This window comes from Pseudomonas sp. Hz4 (genome assembly GCF_054898165.1).
Map to the genome: position 1 here is coordinate 2,609,354 of NZ_CM142719.1, position 16,242 is coordinate 2,625,595.

The 16,242-nt window shown below is 59.9% G+C and carries 13 protein-coding genes; 12 read left to right on the top strand and 1 reads right to left on the bottom strand.

Features of this window, described 5'->3' with window-relative positions; all coding sequences use genetic code 11:
* Positions 1 to 61 precede the first annotated feature (61 nt).
* Complete coding sequence (locus ACYZTR_RS11940; protein ID WP_283183980.1) at positions 62 to 982, bottom strand: MurR/RpiR family transcriptional regulator; 921 nt, start codon at positions 980 to 982, stop codon at positions 62 to 64.
* A gap of 311 nt (positions 983 to 1,293) precedes the next feature.
* Here ACYZTR_RS11940 and ACYZTR_RS11945 point away from each other — a divergent pair, with 311 nt between their 5' ends.
* The 12 genes from ACYZTR_RS11945 to ACYZTR_RS12000 all read left to right on the top strand — a co-directional run bounded on the left by ACYZTR_RS11945 (position 1,294) and on the right by ACYZTR_RS12000 (position 16,229).
* Complete coding sequence (locus ACYZTR_RS11945) at positions 1,294 to 3,231, top strand: bifunctional 5-dehydro-2-deoxygluconokinase/5-dehydro-2-deoxyphosphogluconate aldolase (RefSeq protein ID WP_461979025.1); 1,938 nt, start codon at positions 1,294 to 1,296, stop codon at positions 3,229 to 3,231.
* Positions 3,232 to 3,391: 160 nt separating this feature from the next.
* Positions 3,392 to 4,282, top strand: coding sequence for a myo-inosose-2 dehydratase (gene iolE / locus ACYZTR_RS11950; protein ID WP_461979027.1), 891 nt, complete (start codon positions 3,392 to 3,394; stop codon positions 4,280 to 4,282).
* Entirely contained in the window at positions 4,282 to 5,091 is an 810-nt protein-coding gene (iolB, locus tag ACYZTR_RS11955; RefSeq protein ID WP_461979029.1) for a 5-deoxy-glucuronate isomerase, read from the top strand. Before iolE ends, iolB begins: the two co-directional genes overlap by 1 nt.
* A gap of 43 nt (positions 5,092 to 5,134) precedes the next feature.
* A complete protein-coding gene (locus ACYZTR_RS11960) occupies positions 5,135 to 6,634 on the top strand; it encodes a CoA-acylating methylmalonate-semialdehyde dehydrogenase (RefSeq protein ID WP_461979031.1) in 1,500 nt (499 codons plus the stop codon).
* A gap of 25 nt (positions 6,635 to 6,659) precedes the next feature.
* Complete coding sequence (locus tag ACYZTR_RS11965) at positions 6,660 to 7,481, top strand: TIM barrel protein (protein ID WP_461979033.1); 822 nt, start codon at positions 6,660 to 6,662, stop codon at positions 7,479 to 7,481.
* 11 nt (positions 7,482 to 7,492) lie between these two features.
* Entirely contained in the window at positions 7,493 to 9,424 is a 1,932-nt protein-coding gene (gene iolD, locus ACYZTR_RS11970; RefSeq protein ID WP_461979035.1) for a 3D-(3,5/4)-trihydroxycyclohexane-1,2-dione acylhydrolase (decyclizing), read from the top strand.
* 44 nt (positions 9,425 to 9,468) lie between these two features.
* Positions 9,469 to 10,494, top strand: coding sequence for a bifunctional inositol 2-dehydrogenase/D-chiro-inositol 1-dehydrogenase (iolG, locus tag ACYZTR_RS11975; protein WP_461979037.1), 1,026 nt, complete (start codon positions 9,469 to 9,471; stop codon positions 10,492 to 10,494).
* A gap of 55 nt (positions 10,495 to 10,549) precedes the next feature.
* Positions 10,550 to 11,602 carry a Gfo/Idh/MocA family protein gene (locus ACYZTR_RS11980; protein WP_461979039.1) on the top strand — a complete coding sequence of 351 codons (1,053 nt, stop codon included), beginning with the start codon at positions 10,550 to 10,552 and terminating at the stop codon, positions 11,600 to 11,602.
* A gap of 148 nt (positions 11,603 to 11,750) precedes the next feature.
* Entirely contained in the window at positions 11,751 to 12,677 is a 927-nt protein-coding gene (locus ACYZTR_RS11985; RefSeq protein ID WP_461979041.1) for a sugar ABC transporter substrate-binding protein, read from the top strand.
* 71 nt (positions 12,678 to 12,748) lie between these two features.
* On the top strand, positions 12,749 to 14,314 hold the full coding sequence (locus ACYZTR_RS11990; protein WP_461979043.1) for a sugar ABC transporter ATP-binding protein: 1,566 nt from the start codon (positions 12,749 to 12,751) through the stop codon (positions 14,312 to 14,314).
* Positions 14,315 to 14,474: 160 nt separating this feature from the next.
* On the top strand, positions 14,475 to 15,497 hold the full coding sequence (locus tag ACYZTR_RS11995; RefSeq protein ID WP_008153855.1) for an ABC transporter permease: 1,023 nt from the start codon (positions 14,475 to 14,477) through the stop codon (positions 15,495 to 15,497).
* 327 nt (positions 15,498 to 15,824) lie between these two features.
* On the top strand, positions 15,825 to 16,229 hold the full coding sequence (locus ACYZTR_RS12000; RefSeq protein ID WP_074875645.1) for a TraR/DksA family transcriptional regulator: 405 nt from the start codon (positions 15,825 to 15,827) through the stop codon (positions 16,227 to 16,229).
* The last annotated feature ends 13 nt before the right edge of the window (positions 16,230 to 16,242 follow it).

The following is a 16,242-nucleotide window of genomic DNA, read 5'->3' on the forward strand; positions in this document are numbered from 1 at the left end:
AGATGTCCATTCGGGATGGACTACCTTAGCTGAGGTTCCGCGCGCTGCAACCGGCGACGCGCTAATCCTCGAAGCCCACCTGTTCGTGAATCTCATCCACCTTCAATTCCAGCCGATAGGCCACGGCGATGAACAGCGCCTGGCACAGGCACAGCGTTGCACTCAACGAACGGAAGGCAAACGAGCTACCTTCGTTGACCAGCAGCACGGTGTTGGCGCGCTTGGCCAGGGGCGAGAGGTTGCTGTCGGTGATGATCAGGGTTTTTGCCTGATTGTGCTGGGCGATGCGCAGGCAATGCTGGGTTTCCTTGCCGTAGGGCGTGAAGCTGATGGCGATTACCAGGTCATTGGCGCGCACGCTGCGCATTTGCTCGCGGTAGCTGCCGCCGAGGCCGGAGACCAAATGAATGCGCTTGTTGGTGTGCTGCAGGTTGTAGACCAGGTAGTCGGCCACCGCGAACGAACGACGCACCCCGACCACGTAGATGTTGTCGGCATTCACCACCAGGTCGACAGCTTTGTCGAAGGCCTGGTCATCCAGTTCCAGTCCCAGTCGTTCGATGCCCGAGAGGGTCGCATTGATGCACTCGCGCGCCAGGTCGCCGCCGCTGGCCTTCTGCGACTTGTTGGCGATCATGCTGCGAATGCGCTGCTGGTAGTTCTGAACCGGCGTGGTCTTGTGGGTATAGGCTTCGCGGAACAACGCCTGCATTTCGCTGAAGCCGCTGAACCCGAAGCGCTGGGAAAACCGCACGATCGCCGAGGGGTGCACTTCGCACTCGCGGGCGATGTCGCTGATGCGGTCAACCATGATCCGGTCGCTCTGCTGGCTCATGTAGCTGGCGATGCGCTTGAGCTGGCGCGGCAGGCTTTCGTATTCGTGGGTGATCAGTTGCAGCAGACGCTCGGCATTGATCGGGGGGCTGGCGAGATCGCTGTCGGGCGTGCTCTCGGTCGTCGCCGGCTGATCGGTGCGGGTCATAAGGAATCCTTCTGGCTTGTTCTTATAGGGACGACAGAGAACGTCATCCCCTGACAATAGGTTGGCTGTGCGCAGTCTACAGGGTAGGCCGGAATAAAATCTTGAGCGTGCAGTCAGTACGCGCTCTGCTGAAACGATGCACTGCCTCTGTCACGCTTTCACCAAAGCTTATTGGAAAAAATATTCCACGTAAAAAATATTTGGAATAATTATTGATTGTTCGGTCCCGGACGTTTTAGTCTGCATCCACCCAGCGTGTTCGGCGCGGTCATCGCCCCGAATGCAGGCTGATAAAAATAACAGGAGCCAACATGGGCCAGACTCGTTTTGCCAGTGGGCGTCAATTGGATCTGATTTGCCTGGGGCGCCTTGGCGTCGACCTCTATGCGCAGCAAGTCGGAGCGCGATTGGAAGATGTTTCAAGCTTTGCCAAGTACCTCGGTGGATCATCCGCCAACATCGCATTCGGCACCGCTCGGCTGGGTCTGAAATCGGCGATGCTGAGCCGGGTCGGGGACGACCACATGGGCCGCTTCCTCGTGGAATCCCTGGCCCGCGAAGGGTGCGATGTCAGCGGCATCAAGGTCGATCCGGAACGCCTGACCGCCATGGTTCTGCTGGGCCTCAAGGATCGCGAAACCTTTCCTTTGGTCTTCTACCGCGAAAACTGCGCCGACATGGCGCTGCGGGCCGAAGACATCAGCGAAGCCTTCATTGCTTCGAGCAAAGCCTTGCTGATCACCGGCACCCATTTCTCCACCGACGGCGTCTACACGGCGAGCATCCAGACGCTGGATTACGCCGAGAAGCACAACGTCAAACGCGTTTTGGACATCGACTACCGCCCGGTGCTCTGGGGCCTGGCCGGCAAGGCGGACGGTGAAACCCGCTTTGTCGCCGACCAGAACGTCAGCCAGCATGTGCAGAAAATTCTCCCGCGTTTCGACCTGATCGTCGGCACTGAAGAAGAATTCCTGATTGCCGGCGGCTCCGAGGATTTGCTCACCGCGCTACGTAATGTGCGGCGCCTGAGTGCGGCGACCCTGGTGGTCAAGCTCGGCCCGCAGGGCTGCACGGTGATTCACGGAGTGATTCCGGTGCGTCTCGAAGACGGCGCCATTTATCCTGGAGTTCGGGTAGAAGTGCTCAACGTATTGGGTGCCGGCGATGCCTTTATATCGGGCTTCCTCGCTGGTTGGCTGGAAGACGCCAGCGACGAGCGCTGCTGCCAGTTGGCCAATGCCTGCGGTGGTCTGGTGGTGTCGCGTCACGCCTGCGCCCCGGCCATGCCAACCCGTGCCGAACTCGACTATTTGTTCAACAGCCCGGTGCCGATTACCCGGCCGGATCAGGACGCCACGCTGCAACGTCTGCATCAGGTCAGCGTGCCGCGCAAACAGTGGAAGCAACTGTTCATTTTTGCCTTCGACCATCGCGGGCAACTGGTGGAATTGGCGCACAAGGGCGGTCGCGACCTGAGCGCTATCGGCGAACTCAAGCAACTCTTTATCAACGCCGTGGAGCGGGTCGAAGCCGACTTGCGCAAACAGGGCATCGAGGCCGATGTCGGGCTGCTGGCCGATCAACGCTTCGGTCAGGACGCGTTGAACGCCGCCACCGGTCGCGGCTGGTGGGTGGCGCGGCCGGTGGAAGTGCAGGGTTCGCGGCCATTGGCGTTCGAACATGGGCGCTCCATTGGCAGCAACTTGATCGCCTGGCCGCAGGAACAAATCATCAAGTGCCTGGTGCAATTCCACCCCGACGACGAGCCGCTGCTGCGACTGGAACAGGAAGCGCAGATCAAGGGTTTGTATCAGGCCTCCCAAGTCAGCGGTCATGAGCTGCTGCTGGAAATCATCCCGCCCAAGGATCATCCATCGACCCATCCGGACGTGCTGTATCGCGCCCTGAAACGCCTCTACAACCTGGGTATTTACCCGGCCTGGTGGAAGATCGAAGCGCAGAGTGCCGAGGAGTGGAAACAACTCGACGAACTGATTCTGGCGCGTGATCCGTACTGCCGTGGTGTGGTGTTGTTGGGGCTGAATGCACCGGCAGCGGCACTGGCCGAAGGGTTTCAACAGGCCAGCCAGAGCCAGACCTGCCGTGGTTTCGCCGTGGGCCGGACGATTTTCCAGGAGCCGAGCCGCGCGTGGCTGGCCGGTGAAATCGATGACCAAGCGCTGATCAGCCAGGTGCAGGGCACGTTCGTTGAACTGATCGATGCCTGGCGTAAAGCCCGGGCCTGACGAAACACCGTGGGATCCTGTGGGAGCGAGCCTGCTCGCGAAAGCTGACTGACAGTCAACATTAATGGCGCCTGACACACCGCCTTCGCGAGCAGGCTCGCTCCCACAAGGGTTCCATGCGGGTCTTACTGATTTATGTAAAACAACAAAAGGTGCAGCCATGCCCGCTATTCGAATTGGCATCAACCCGATCTCCTGGAGCAACGACGACCTGCCGTCCCTCGGTGGGGAGACGCCGCTGAGCACCGCCCTGAGTGAAGGCAAGAAGATCGGCTACGAAGGTTTCGAACTCAACGGCAAATTCCCCAAGGACGCGAAGGGCGTCGGTGATGTGCTGCGGCCTTATGACCTGGCGCTGGTGTCCGGCTGGTATTCCAGCCGTCTGGCCCGCCGCTCGGTGGCCGAAGAAATCGAGGCCATCGGCAGCCATGTCGAGCTGTTGGCGAAGAACGGCGCCAAGGTGCTGGTTTACGGCGAAGTCGCCGACTCCATTCAAGGCCAGCACATTCCCCTGGTTGAACGCCCGCGTTTCCACACCGAACACGCCTGGCAGGAGTATGCCGACAAGCTCACTGAGCTGGCACGTTTCACCTTGTCCCAAGGCGTGCGCCTGGCGTATCACCACCATATGGGCGCCTACGTGGAATCCCCGGCGGACATCGACACGTTGATGGCGTTGACCGGCAGTGAAGTCGGTCTGCTGTTCGATTCGGGCCATTGCTACATGGGCGGCGGCGAACCGTTGCAGGTGCTGCGCAAACACATCGAACGCGTCTGCCACGTGCATTTCAAGGACGTGCGCAAACCGGTGGTGCAGCTGGCGCGCAACAACTTGTGGAGCTTCCCGGACTGCATCATCAACGGCACGTTCACCGTGCCCGGTGACGGCGATATCGACTTCGGCGCCTTGCTCGACGTGTTGCTGGCGGCCGATTACCACGGCTGGCTGGTGGTCGAAGCCGAGCAGGACCCGGCGGTGGCACCGAGCTACGTCTATGCCAAAAAAGGCTACGACACCTTGCGCACGCTGCTCGACGAGAGGACTAAGTGATGAACCTGCTGGTCAAAAGCAATGCCCGTGGCCGGACTATGGTCGAGCTGGGTAAAGGTGAGCTGGAATACGTCGGCTTCGCCGCTTACCGCTTGAGCCTGGGAGAAACCTTGCCGGTGTCGGCCGGTGATAAAGAACTGTGCCTGGTGCTACTCAGCGGCCGGGTCAGCATCAAGGGCGAAGCACCGGGGCAGGGCGCGTTCGACTGGGACAACATCGGTGATCGCCAGTCGGTGTTCGAAGACAAATCGCCCTTCGCTGCGTACTTGCCGCCTGGCAGTCAGGCGCAAGTGGTGGCGCTCAGCGACGTGCAGATCGCTGTGTGCGCCGCACCCGGTTCGACGAGCAACGGCCTCGCCCCACGGCTGATCAACCCCGACACCATGAAGCGCAGCGTGCGCGGCAAAGGCGCCAACACCCGTTACGTCTGCGACATTCTGCCGGACACCGAACCGGCCCATTCGCTGCTGGTGGTGGAAGTGCGCACGCCGTCGGGTCACTCGTCGAGCTACCCGCCGCACAAACACGACACCGACGATTTGCCGCACCAGAGCTTTCTCGAAGAAACCTATTACCACCAGATCAACCCGCCTCAGGGCTTCGTGTTCCAGCGGGTGTACACCGACGATCGCAGCATCGATCAGGCCATGGCCGTGGAAAACAGCGACCTCGTGGTCGTGCCCAAGGGCTACCACCCGGTCAGCGTGCCGTACGGTTACGAGTCGTATTACCTGAACGTGATGGCCGGCCCGAAACGTGTCTGGCAGTTCCATAACGATCCGCAGCACAGTTGGCTGCTTGATCTCTGATTTTCAACGTCTGAATTCAACTTCTGCACGGAGAACACGATCAATGAGTGACGCCCCGGTAATCGGCCATTACATCCACGGTCAAGTGCAAGACAGCAGCGAGCGGTTCAGCAACGTCTTCAATCCGGCCACCGGCAGCGTCCAGGCGCGCGTCGGGCTGGCCAGCGAGAAGACTGTCGACGAAGCCGTCGCCTCGGCCCTGAAAGCGTTTCCTCAATGGTCCGAACAATCGTCGCTACGCCGTTCGCGGGTGATGTTCAAGTTCAAGGAATTGCTCGACCAACATCACGATGAGCTGGCAGAAATCATCAGCCGCGAACACGGCAAGGTGTTTTCGGACGCCAAGGGCGAAGTCACCCGTGGCATCGAAATCGTCGAGTACGCCTGCGGTGCGCCGAACCTGCTGAAAACCGAGTTTAGCGACAACATCGGCGGCGGCATCGACAACTGGAACCTGCGCCAGCCGCTGGGCGTGTGCGCCGGAGTCACGCCGTTCAACTTCCCGGTGATGGTGCCGCTGTGGATGATCCCGCTGGCACTGATCACCGGTAACTGCTTCATCCTCAAGCCGTCCGAGCGCGATCCGTCCGCCAGTTTGCTGATGGCCCGTCTGTTGAGCGAAGCCGGTTTGCCGGACGGTGTGTTCAACGTGGTTCAGGGTGACAAGAGCGCGGTCGATGCGTTGCTGCAACACCCGGACATCGAGGCGATTTCCTTTGTCGGCTCGACACCGATTGCCGAGTACATCCACCAGCAAGCCACCTCCCGCGGCAAGCGCGTGCAGGCGTTGGGCGGGGCGAAGAATCACATGATCGTCATGCCCGACGCGGATCTGGATCAAGCCGCGGACGCCTTGATCGGTGCCGCTTACGGTTCGGCCGGCGAGCGCTGCATGGCGATCTCGATTGCCGTGGCGGTGGGCGATGTCGGCGACCCACTGATTGCCAAACTGCTGCCGCGTATCGATCAGCTCAAGGTCGGCGACGGCCTGAAGGGCGACAGCGACATGGGGCCGTTGGTGACCGCCGAGCACAAGGCCAAAGTCGAAGGTTTCATCGGCGAAGGCGTGGCCCAGGGCGCGCAGCTGATTGTCGATGGCCGCAACTTCAAGGTGCCGGGCGCCGAGAACGGCTTCTTCGTCGGTGCGACGCTGTTCGATAACGTCACGACCGAGATGAGCATCTACCAACAGGAAATTTTTGGCCCGGTGCTGGGCATCGTTCGGGTGCCGGACTTCGCCAGTGCCGTCGCGTTGATCAACGCCCACCAGTTCGGCAACGGCGTGTCCTGTTTCACCCGCGACGGCGGCATCGCCCGAGCTTTCGCCCGCACGATCAAGGTCGGCATGGTCGGCATCAACGTGCCGATTCCGGTGCCGATGGCCTGGCACTCCTTCGGCGGCTGGAAGCGCTCGCTGTTCGGCGATCACCACGCTTACGGCGAGGAAGGCATCCGCTTCTACAGTCGCTACAAAAGCGTGATGCAGCGCTGGCCCGACAGCATCGCCAAGGGCCCGGAATTCAGCATGCCGACGGCCAAATAATTCACCTGTGCGGAGAACAACAATAATGAGCAAACCCTTGCGTTTCGCCCTGAACCGTATGGTCGCCCCACGTTTGTCCCTGCCCGCGTTCATTGAGCTGGCGGTGACCCTCAAGGCCGACGCGATCGAAATTCGGAACGACCTTAAAGACGTCGAGATCGAAGACGGCACCGCGCCCGAGCGCGTCCGTGAGTTGTGTGACGCCAACGGCATCACCGTGCTATCGATCAACGCGCTGTATCCGTTTGATGTGTGGAATGACGAGCGCCGCGCACACGCCTTGAAACTCGCCGCTTATGCCCGAGATTGCGGCGCTCAAGGGTTGGTCATGTGTCCGCTCAACGACCGTGCCGACCCGCGTGACGAGGCCGCACGTGTTTCAGGTCTGCGCACAGCGTTGAGTGAACTGGCGCCGATCCTGCGCGAACACGGCATTCTCGGTTTCGTCGAGCCGCTGGGATTTAAAGAGTGCTCGCTACGCCGTAAACGCACGGCGGTGGAGGCGATCAAGGCCATCGGCGGGCTGGATGTGTTCCGTCTGGTTCACGACACCTTCCACCATCACTTGGCCTGCGAGCATAAATTCTTCCCCGAGCTGACCGGGTTGGTGCACATCTCCGGTGTCGAGGATGCCGAGGCACCGTTGGCGACCCTACGCGACGGCCACCGAGTGCTGGTGGGCGAGGGCGACATCCTCGGCAACGCGGCACAAATCGACGCCTTGCTCAGCAGCGGTTACAGCGGCTACCTGTCGTTCGAACCGTTTGCCGACAGTGTCCATGGCCTGGTGGATATCCAACAGGCGATCGGCGCGAGCATGGATTACCTGCAAAAATCCCTGGCCTGAAAGGTGCGGTTATGACCACAACAAGACTGACCATGGCCCAGGCCCTGGTGAAATTCCTCGATAACCAGTACATCGAGGTCGATGGGGTTCAAAGCAAATTCGTCGCCGGGATCTTTACCATTTTCGGCCACGGTAATGTGCTCGGCCTGGGCCAGGCCCTGGAACAGGACAGTGGCGACCTGATCGTCCATCAGGGCCGCAACGAGCAAGGCATGGCCCACGCGGCCATCGGTTTCGCCAAACAACACCTGCGGCGCAAGATCTACGCCTGCTCTTCATCAGTAGGGCCGGGCGCGGCGAACATGCTGACGGCCGCCGCGACGGCGACCGCCAACCGCATTCCCTTGCTGCTGTTGCCCGGCGATGTCTACGCCTGCCGCCAACCGGACCCGGTGCTGCAACAGATCGAGCAGTTCCACGACCTGAGCATCAGCACCAACGATGCCTTTAAGGCCGTGAGCAAATACTGGGACCGCATCAACCGTCCCGAGCAACTCATGACGGCGGCGATCCACGCCATGCGTGTGCTCACCGACCCTGCCGAAACCGGCGCGGTGACCCTGGCCTTGCCACAAGATGTGCAAGCCGAGGCCTACGACTACCCCGATTGTTTCCTGCAAAAACGCGTGCACCGCATCGAACGTCGTCCGGTCACCGAAGCGATGCTCGGCGATGCCTTGGCGCTGTTCAAAGGCAAGCGCAAACCGCTGATCATTTGCGGTGGCGGGGTCAAATACTCCGGCGCCAATGCCGCCTTGCAAGCGTTTGCCGAGCGCTTCGACATTCCCTTCGCCGAAACCCAGGCCGGCAAGAGTGCAGTGGTGTCCAGTCACCCGCTGAACGTTGGCGGAATAGGTGAAACCGGCTGTCTGGCGGCGAATCTGTTGGCCAGGGATGCGGACCTGATCATCGGTGTCGGCACCCGCTACAGCGATTTCACCACCGCGTCGAAATCCCTGTTCCAGCATCCTGAGGTGCAATTTCTCAACCTGAACATCAGCCCCTACGACGCCCTGAAACTCGATGGCGTGCAATTGCTGGCAGACGCCAAAACCGGTTTGCAAGCGCTGGCCGAGGCCTTGGGTGATTACCGCGCCGCGTGGGGCGATCAACCGCGTCAGGCCAAGGCGCAACTGGACGAGGAAGTCGACCGCCTCTATCAAATCGACTACCAGAGCAAAGACTTCATCCCGCAAATCAACGACCACATGGACCCGGCGGTGCTGCGCGAATTCATTGAGCTGACCGGTTCTTGCCTGACCCAGAGTCGAGTGCTCGGTGTGCTCAATGAAACCCTCGCCGATGACGCAGTGATCGTCGCCGCCGCCGGCAGTCTGCCCGGTGACTTGCAACGCAGCTGGCGCAGCAAGGGCGTGAACACCTATCACGTCGAGTACGGCTATTCCTGCATGGGTTACGAGGTGAACGCCGCGTTGGGTGTGAAGCTCGCCGAGCCTGAGCGCGAGGTCTATGCGCTGGTCGGCGACGGCTCCTACTTGATGCTGCATTCCGAGCTGGCGACCTCGATTCAGGAGCGACGCAAGATCAACGTGGTGCTGCTCGACAACATGACGTTCGGTTGCATCAACAACTTGCAGATGGAGCACGGGATGGACAGCTTCGGCACCGAGTTCCGTTTCCGCAACCCGCAAACCGGCAAGCTGGACGGCGGTTTCGTGCCGGTGGATTTCGCCATGAGCGCGGCGGCCTATGGCTGCAAAACCTACAAAGTGAACACCGTTGAAGAACTGAAAGCGGCATTGGCCGATGCGCGATTGCAGACGGTGTCGACGTTGATCGACATCAAGGTTCTGCCCAAAACCATGATTCACAAATACCTGTCGTGGTGGCGGGTCGGCGTGGCGCAAGTCTCCACCAGCCCCCGCACCGATGCGGTGGCCAAGACCCTGAATGAACGACTGGCCAAGGCCCGTCAGTACTGATTGCTCTGAAACGAACAACAACAAGTCTTCACAGGAGAGTCTTCATGTCTTTGCTTTCGAATCCATTGCGGCTGGGCGTCATCGGCACCGGGGCTATCGGCCAGGATCACATCCGTCGTTGCAGCCAGACCTTGCTCAATAGCCAAGTGGTTGCTGTCACCGACATCAACTTGCAACAAGCCGCCAACGTCGTTTCCGACCTGAAGCTGACCGCCGAGGTCTATCCCGATGGCCATGCGCTGATCAAGGCGCCGGAAGTCGATGCCATTTTGGTCACCTCCTGGGGGCCTAGCCACGAAGAGTTTGTGCTGGCTGCGATTGCCGCCGGCAAACCGGTGTTTTGCGAGAAACCGCTGGCGGTCACCGCTGAAGGCTGCCGCAAAATCGTCGAGGCCGAAGTGGCCCACGGCAAGCGCCTGGTGCAGGTCGGCTTCATGCGGCCGTATGACGAAGGTTATCGGGCACTTAAAGCCGTGATCGACAGCGGTCAGATTGGTGAACCGTTGATGTTGCACTGCGCGCACCGCAACCCGACCGTAGGTGAAAACTACAAGACCGACATGGCGATCACCGACACGCTGATCCATGAACTTGACGTGTTGCGCTGGTTGCTCGACGACGATTACGTGTCGGTGCAAGTGGTGTTCCCGCGCAAGAGCAGCAAGGCACTCGCGCATTTGAAAGACCCGCAGATTGTGCTGCTGGAAACCGCCAAAGGCACGCGCATCGACGTGGAAGTGTTCGTTAACTGCCAATACGGCTACGACATCCAGTGCGAAGTCGTGGGGGAGACCGGCATCGCCAAACTGCCTGAGCCGTCGCAGGTTCAATTGCGCAGCGGGGCGAAATTGTCCAACGCGATTCTGATGGACTGGAAGGATCGCTTCATCGCCGCGTACGACGTTGAGTTGCAAGCCTTCATTGATGGTGTACGGGCAGGGCAGGTGGGTGGGCCTTCGGCATGGGATGGGTTCGCGGCGGCGGTGGCGGCGGATGCGTGTATCGAGGCGCAGAACAGTGGGGCGATCGTAAAAGTCAGTCTGCCAGACCGCCCACACTTCTACGGCTAACCCCCGTAATGATCGTTCCCACGCAGAGCGCGGGAACGATCATCAGGAGAACAATATGCGTATCGGACTTGTCGGTTACGGCCATGGTGGCCGGTTTTTCCATGCTCCGCTGATCAGCAGTTTACCGGCGGCGAAGTTTGTGGGTGTGGTCACTCGTTCACCTGAACGCCGACAGTTGCTGGCGGCCGAGCATCCAGGGGTGCCCGCGTTTGACAGCATCGGCCAGTTGGTGGAAGCCGGGATCGATGTGCTGGTGGTGTCCACTCCGCTCAAGGGCCGTCCGGCGCTGGTGCTCGATGGCATCGAACACGGTGTGGCGGTGGTCAGCGACAAACCGTTCGCCGCTGACGCGCAGCAGGCGCAAACCCTGATCACCATGGCCGAGCGCCAGGGCGTGCGGCTCAGCGTCTACCAGAACCGTCGCTGGGACTCAGACTTCCTCACCGTGCGCAAACTCATCGAGTCCGGCGCACTGGGCCAGGTCACCCGTTTCGAATCGCGGATCGAGCGTTACTCACCGCAAGCGGTGAACAACGGCAGTGGTGGTGGCTTCCTGCGCGATCTCGGCAGTCATCTGGTGGATCAGGCGTTGCTTATATTCGGTCCGGTCACACGGGTCTACGCCGAACTGGATTACCTGGAAAAAGGCCAGGTCTTCGACAACGGCTTCTTTATGGCCCTGACCCATGCCAGTGGCGTGACTTCGCACCTGGGCGGCAGTTGCCTGCAAAACACCCCCGGCCCGCGCTTTCGGGTGACCGGCACCCAAGGCTGTTACAGCGTCGATGGCCTGGACGGACAGGAAGCCTCGGCGCTCGCCGGGCTCTCGCCCAAATCCGAAGGTGAACGCTGGGGCTTTGAAGAGCATCGCCGATGGGGCTGGTTCGAACAGGGCGAAGTGCGCGAACGGGTGCCCTCCGAGCGCGGTTGCTGGAATCAGTTCTATTTACAGCTGCAAGCCGCGTTACAGAGCGGTGGCCCACTGCCCGTGGACGCCCGTGACGCACTGGCGACCACCCGCGTGCTAGACGCTGCGCGACTGAGTTTCGAGCGCCATCAAGTGGTGGAGTTGAGCCCGTTCGAAAGCCATGGAACAAAATTAGAATAAAATTCTAAAATGAGTTGATATAGAAATTATATTCTAATAGAGTCATTTCCAGCGACCTGCCTCGCGACGCGTTTTCACTCTTTTGCCGCTTACTGAAATCGTCACGCCTCATCCATAAAACCAACAAGAATGTGGAGAAAGACTTTTCATGAAGACCAAGATCCGTTTCGCCTCACTTGCCTTGTCCCTGATGTTCGCCAGCGGCGCTGTACTCGCCGATATGAAGATCGGCGTCAGCATGTCGCAGTTCGATGACACCTGGCTCACCTATCTGCGCGAATCCATGGACAAGAAAGCCAAGTCCTATCCCGATGGCGTCCAGCTGCAATTCGAAGACGCCCGCAGCGACGTGGTCAAGCAGTTGAGCCAGGTCGAAAACTTCATCAGCCAGAAAGTCGATGCCATCGTGGTCAACCCGGTGGATACCGCCGCCACCAAAAAAATCACCGAAGCCGCTGTCAAGGCCGGCATCCCGCTGGTGTACGTCAACCGTCGCCCCGATGACCTGAAGTTGCCCAAAGGCGTGGTCACTGTAGCCTCCAACGATCTGGAGGCCGGCGAAATGCAGATGCAGTACCTGGCCGACAAAATGGGCGGCAAGGGCGATATCGTGATTCTGCTGGGCGACCTCGCGAACAACTCCACCACCAACCGCACCAAGGGCGTCAAAGAGGTGCTGGCCAAATACCCGAACATCAAGATCGAGCAAGAGCAGACCGGCACCTGGTTGCGGGACAAGGGCATGACCCTGGTCAACGACTGGCTGACCCAGGGCCGCAAGTTCGACGCGATCGTGGCCAACAACGACGAAATGGCTATTGGTGCTGCGATGGCCCTGCAACAGGCCGGCGTCGACAAGGGCAGTGTGCTGATCGCCGGTGTCGACGGCACGCCGGACGGCTTGAACGCAATCAAGAAAGGCAACATGGCGGTGTCGGTGTTCCAGGACGCGAAAGGTCAGGCGGATGGTTCAATCGACACGGCAGTGAAAATGGCCAAAAACGAGCCGGTTGAACAGGCCGTGTGGGTGCCATACCGCTTGATCACCCCGCAAAACGTCGACACGTTCAAATAGCCCGTCCGTTCAAATAACAACAATAGATACGCAAGGTGGCGACCGCGACCTTGCTGATGGAGTACCTGATCATGTTCGCTTCAGCGACTGCTTCGAGCACCCCGTTGGTGGGTATCCAGCCAACTGCAACACCTGTCGATGAGCCGTACCTGTTGGAGATCATCAACGTCAGCAAGGGATTTCCCGGTGTGGTGGCCTTGTCCGATGTACAGCTTCGGGTACGCCCCGGTTCCGTGCTGGCCCTGATGGGCGAAAACGGCGCCGGCAAATCCACCCTGATGAAAATCATTGCCGGCATCTATCAGCCGGACGCCGGTGAACTGCGCCTGAGGGGCAAACCGGTGGTCTTCGAAACGCCACTGGCAGCGCTCCAGGCCGGGATCGCGATGATCCACCAGGAACTCAACCTGATGCCGCACATGAGCATTGCCGAGAACATCTGGATCGGCCGTGAGCAGCTCAATGGCCTGCACATGATCGATCACCGCGAAATGCACCGTTGCACGGCGCAACTGCTGGAACGCCTGCGGATCAACCTCGACCCCGAAGAGCAGGTCGGCAACCTGAGCATCGCCGAACGGCAGATGGTCGAGATTGCCAAAGCGGTGTCCTACGATTCTGACATCCTGATCATGGACGAACCGACCTCGGCCATTACCGACAAGGAGGTTGCCCATCTGTTCTCGATCATTGCCGACCTCAAGCGTCAGGGCAAAGGCATCATTTACATCACCCATAAAATGAACGAAGTGTTCAGCATCGCCGATGAAGTGGCGGTGTTCCGTGACGGGGCCTACATTGGCCTGCAGCGGGCCGACAGCATGGACGGCGACAGCCTGATTTCGATGATGGTCGGCCGCGAACTCAGCCAGTTATTCCCGGTGCGGGAGAAGCCGATTGGCGATCTGCTGCTGTCGGTGCGCGACCTTAAACTGGACGGCATTTTCAAAGGTGTTTCCTTCGACCTGCACGCCGGCGAGATCCTCGGCATCGCCGGGTTGATGGGCTCGGGGCGGACCAACGTCGCCGAAGCGATTTTCGGCATCACGCCGAGCGACGGTGGCGAGATTCGTCTCGACGGTGAAGTGGTGCGCATCAGCGATCCGCACATGGCGATCGAGAAGGGCTTCGCATTGCTGACCGAGGATCGCAAGCTCAGCGGCCTGTTCCCGTGCCTGTCGGTGCTGGAGAACATGGAAATGGCGGTATTGCCGCATTACGCCGGCCACGGTTTCATCCAGCAAAAAGCCCTGCGCGCCTTGTGTGAAGACATGTGCAAGAAGCTGCGGGTCAAAACCCCGTCGCTGGAGCAGTGCATCGACACCTTGTCCGGCGGTAATCAGCAAAAGGCGTTGTTGGCGCGCTGGCTGATGACCCATCCACGGGTCCTGATTCTCGACGAGCCGACCCGCGGTATCGACGTCGGCGCCAAGGCCGAGATCTATCGGCTCATTTCCTGCCTCGCCAGCGAAGGCATGGCGGTGATCATGATTTCCTCGGAACTGCCGGAAGTGCTCGGCATGAGCGACCGGGTGATGGTTATGCACGAGGGCGACCTGATGGGCACCCTCGACCGCAGCGAAGCGACCCAGGAACGAGTGATGCAATTGGCTTCGGGCATGTCCCAATGCCATTAATTCAAGGGTGGACGCAGTTCTGTGGTGAGGGGATTTATCCCCGTTGGGCTGCGAAGCGGCCCCAAAAGAATGGGACTGCTGCGCAGTCCAACGGGGATAAATCCCCTCGCCACAAGCAAGCTCCCTCGCCACACAGATTTCATTTGAAAGGTAAGTGTTTATGAACGCGATACTGGAAAACAAGCCAGCAACGGCACCGGTCAAGAGTCGCCGGCGCTTTCCGACCGAGTTGAGTATTTTCCTGGTGCTGATTGGCATCGGCCTGGTCTTTGAAGTGTTTGGCTGGATCGTGCGCGACCAGAGCTTCCTGATGAACTCTCAGCGTCTGGTGCTGATGATCCTGCAGGTGTCGATCATTGGCCTGCTGGCCATCGGTGTGACCCAGGTCATCATCACCACCGGCATTGACCTGTCCTCCGGCTCGGTGCTGGCGCTATCGGCGATGATCGCTGCCAGTCTGGCGCAAACGTCGGACTTCGCCCGGGCGGTGTTCCCGTCGCTGACTGACTTGCCGGTGTGGATTCCAGTGATTGCCGGGCTTGGGGTGGGACTGCTGGCGGGGGCCATCAACGGCAGCATCATTGCTATTACCGGTATCCCGCCGTTCATTGCCACCCTCGGCATGATGGTCTCGGCGCGTGGCCTCGCGCGTTACTACACCGAAGGCCAGCCGGTGAGCATGCTCTCGGATTCCTACACGGCTATCGGACACGGCGCGATGCCGGTGATCATTTTCCTGGTGGTCGCGGTAATCTTTCACATCGCCCTGCGTTACACCAAGTACGGCAAGTACACCTACGCCATCGGCGGCAACATGCAGGCGGCGCGTACCTCGGGGATCAACGTCAAGCGGCATCTGGTGATCGTCTACAGCATCGCCGGGTTGCTGGCAGGCCTGGCGGGGGTGGTGGCTTCGGCACGGGCCGCGACCGGGCAGGCCGGGATGGGCATGTCTTATGAACTGGACGCGATTGCCGCGGCAGTGATCGGCGGTACCAGCCTGGCCGGTGGCGTAGGACGCATTACCGGCACGGTCATCGGCGCACTGATTCTCGGGGTCATGGCCAGCGGTTTCACCTTTGTTGGCGTCGATGCTTACATTCAGGACATCATCAAGGGCCTGATCATCGTGGTGGCAGTGGTCATCGATCAGTACCGCAACAAGCGCAAACTCAAGCGCTGAGCCACCGATAAAACAGCCAATGCGCCACGCCTGACCCGCGTGGCGCAGCCGTTTGTCTTCTATATACAGCCGCTCGATTGAATTTCTTGCTATAAACGCACTCCGATAACCATCACAAAGGTTGCCAAAGAGCACTTTCTGGGCTTTGTCGGACAAATTCGCTGTCTTTTCAGTTGCTGAGGCCTCAAGTCGGCCTTAGACTGCCGCCCCTCGTAAATTGAGTGCCGGGTGGCGCTTGGAATAAACGGCGCCTTTGCGATGGCCAACCCAGGTCCGCCGGAACGCTCCCTAATTCGCCTTAATGCACGTTTTTTTATAGAGATATCAATGACAAAGGACAAGTTGCTGGCCATGCCGGCGGATGACTACATGAATGCCGAGCAACATGCTTTTTTCTTTGAGCTGTTGCAGAACATGAAAGTCGAAACCCACGAGCGCATCGAGCAGAACCGCATCGCCATCGAAAGCCTGGACACCCCGGCCGATCCGGCTGACGCTGCTTCTGTTGAAGAAGAGCGCACCTGGCTGGTGAACGCGATCGATCGCGACCAGCGCATGCTGCCTCAGTTGGAACAGGCTCTGGAACGCATCAAGGAAGACAGCTTTGGCTGGTGCGACGACAGCGGCGAGGCCATTGGCCTGAAGCGCCTGCTGATCAGCCCGACCACCAAGTACTGCATCGAAGCTCAAGAGCGTCACGAACAGATCGACAAGCACCAGCGTCAGGCCTGATTTCGTAACGCCC

Coding starts and splice junctions, on each gene's coding strand:
- iolB (WP_461979029.1), top strand. CDS start 4,282: ATGAACCTGCTGGTCAAAAGCAATGCCCGTGGCCGGACTATGGTCGAG.
- iolD (WP_461979035.1), top strand. CDS start 7,493: ATGACCACAACAAGACTGACCATGGCCCAGGCCCTGGTGAAATTCCTC.
- ACYZTR_RS12000 (WP_074875645.1), top strand. CDS start 15,825: ATGACAAAGGACAAGTTGCTGGCCATGCCGGCGGATGACTACATGAAT.
- iolE (WP_461979027.1), top strand. CDS start 3,392: ATGCCCGCTATTCGAATTGGCATCAACCCGATCTCCTGGAGCAACGAC.
- ACYZTR_RS11995 (WP_008153855.1), top strand. CDS start 14,475: ATGAACGCGATACTGGAAAACAAGCCAGCAACGGCACCGGTCAAGAGT.
- ACYZTR_RS11990 (WP_461979043.1), top strand. CDS start 12,749: ATGTTCGCTTCAGCGACTGCTTCGAGCACCCCGTTGGTGGGTATCCAG.
- ACYZTR_RS11965 (WP_461979033.1), top strand. CDS start 6,660: ATGAGCAAACCCTTGCGTTTCGCCCTGAACCGTATGGTCGCCCCACGT.
- ACYZTR_RS11945 (WP_461979025.1), top strand. CDS start 1,294: ATGGGCCAGACTCGTTTTGCCAGTGGGCGTCAATTGGATCTGATTTGC.
- ACYZTR_RS11940 (WP_283183980.1), bottom strand. CDS start 982: ATGACCCGCACCGATCAGCCGGCGACGACCGAGAGCACGCCCGACAGC.
- ACYZTR_RS11980 (WP_461979039.1), top strand. CDS start 10,550: ATGCGTATCGGACTTGTCGGTTACGGCCATGGTGGCCGGTTTTTCCAT.
- ACYZTR_RS11960 (WP_461979031.1), top strand. CDS start 5,135: ATGAGTGACGCCCCGGTAATCGGCCATTACATCCACGGTCAAGTGCAA.
- iolG (WP_461979037.1), top strand. CDS start 9,469: ATGTCTTTGCTTTCGAATCCATTGCGGCTGGGCGTCATCGGCACCGGG.
- ACYZTR_RS11985 (WP_461979041.1), top strand. CDS start 11,751: ATGAAGACCAAGATCCGTTTCGCCTCACTTGCCTTGTCCCTGATGTTC.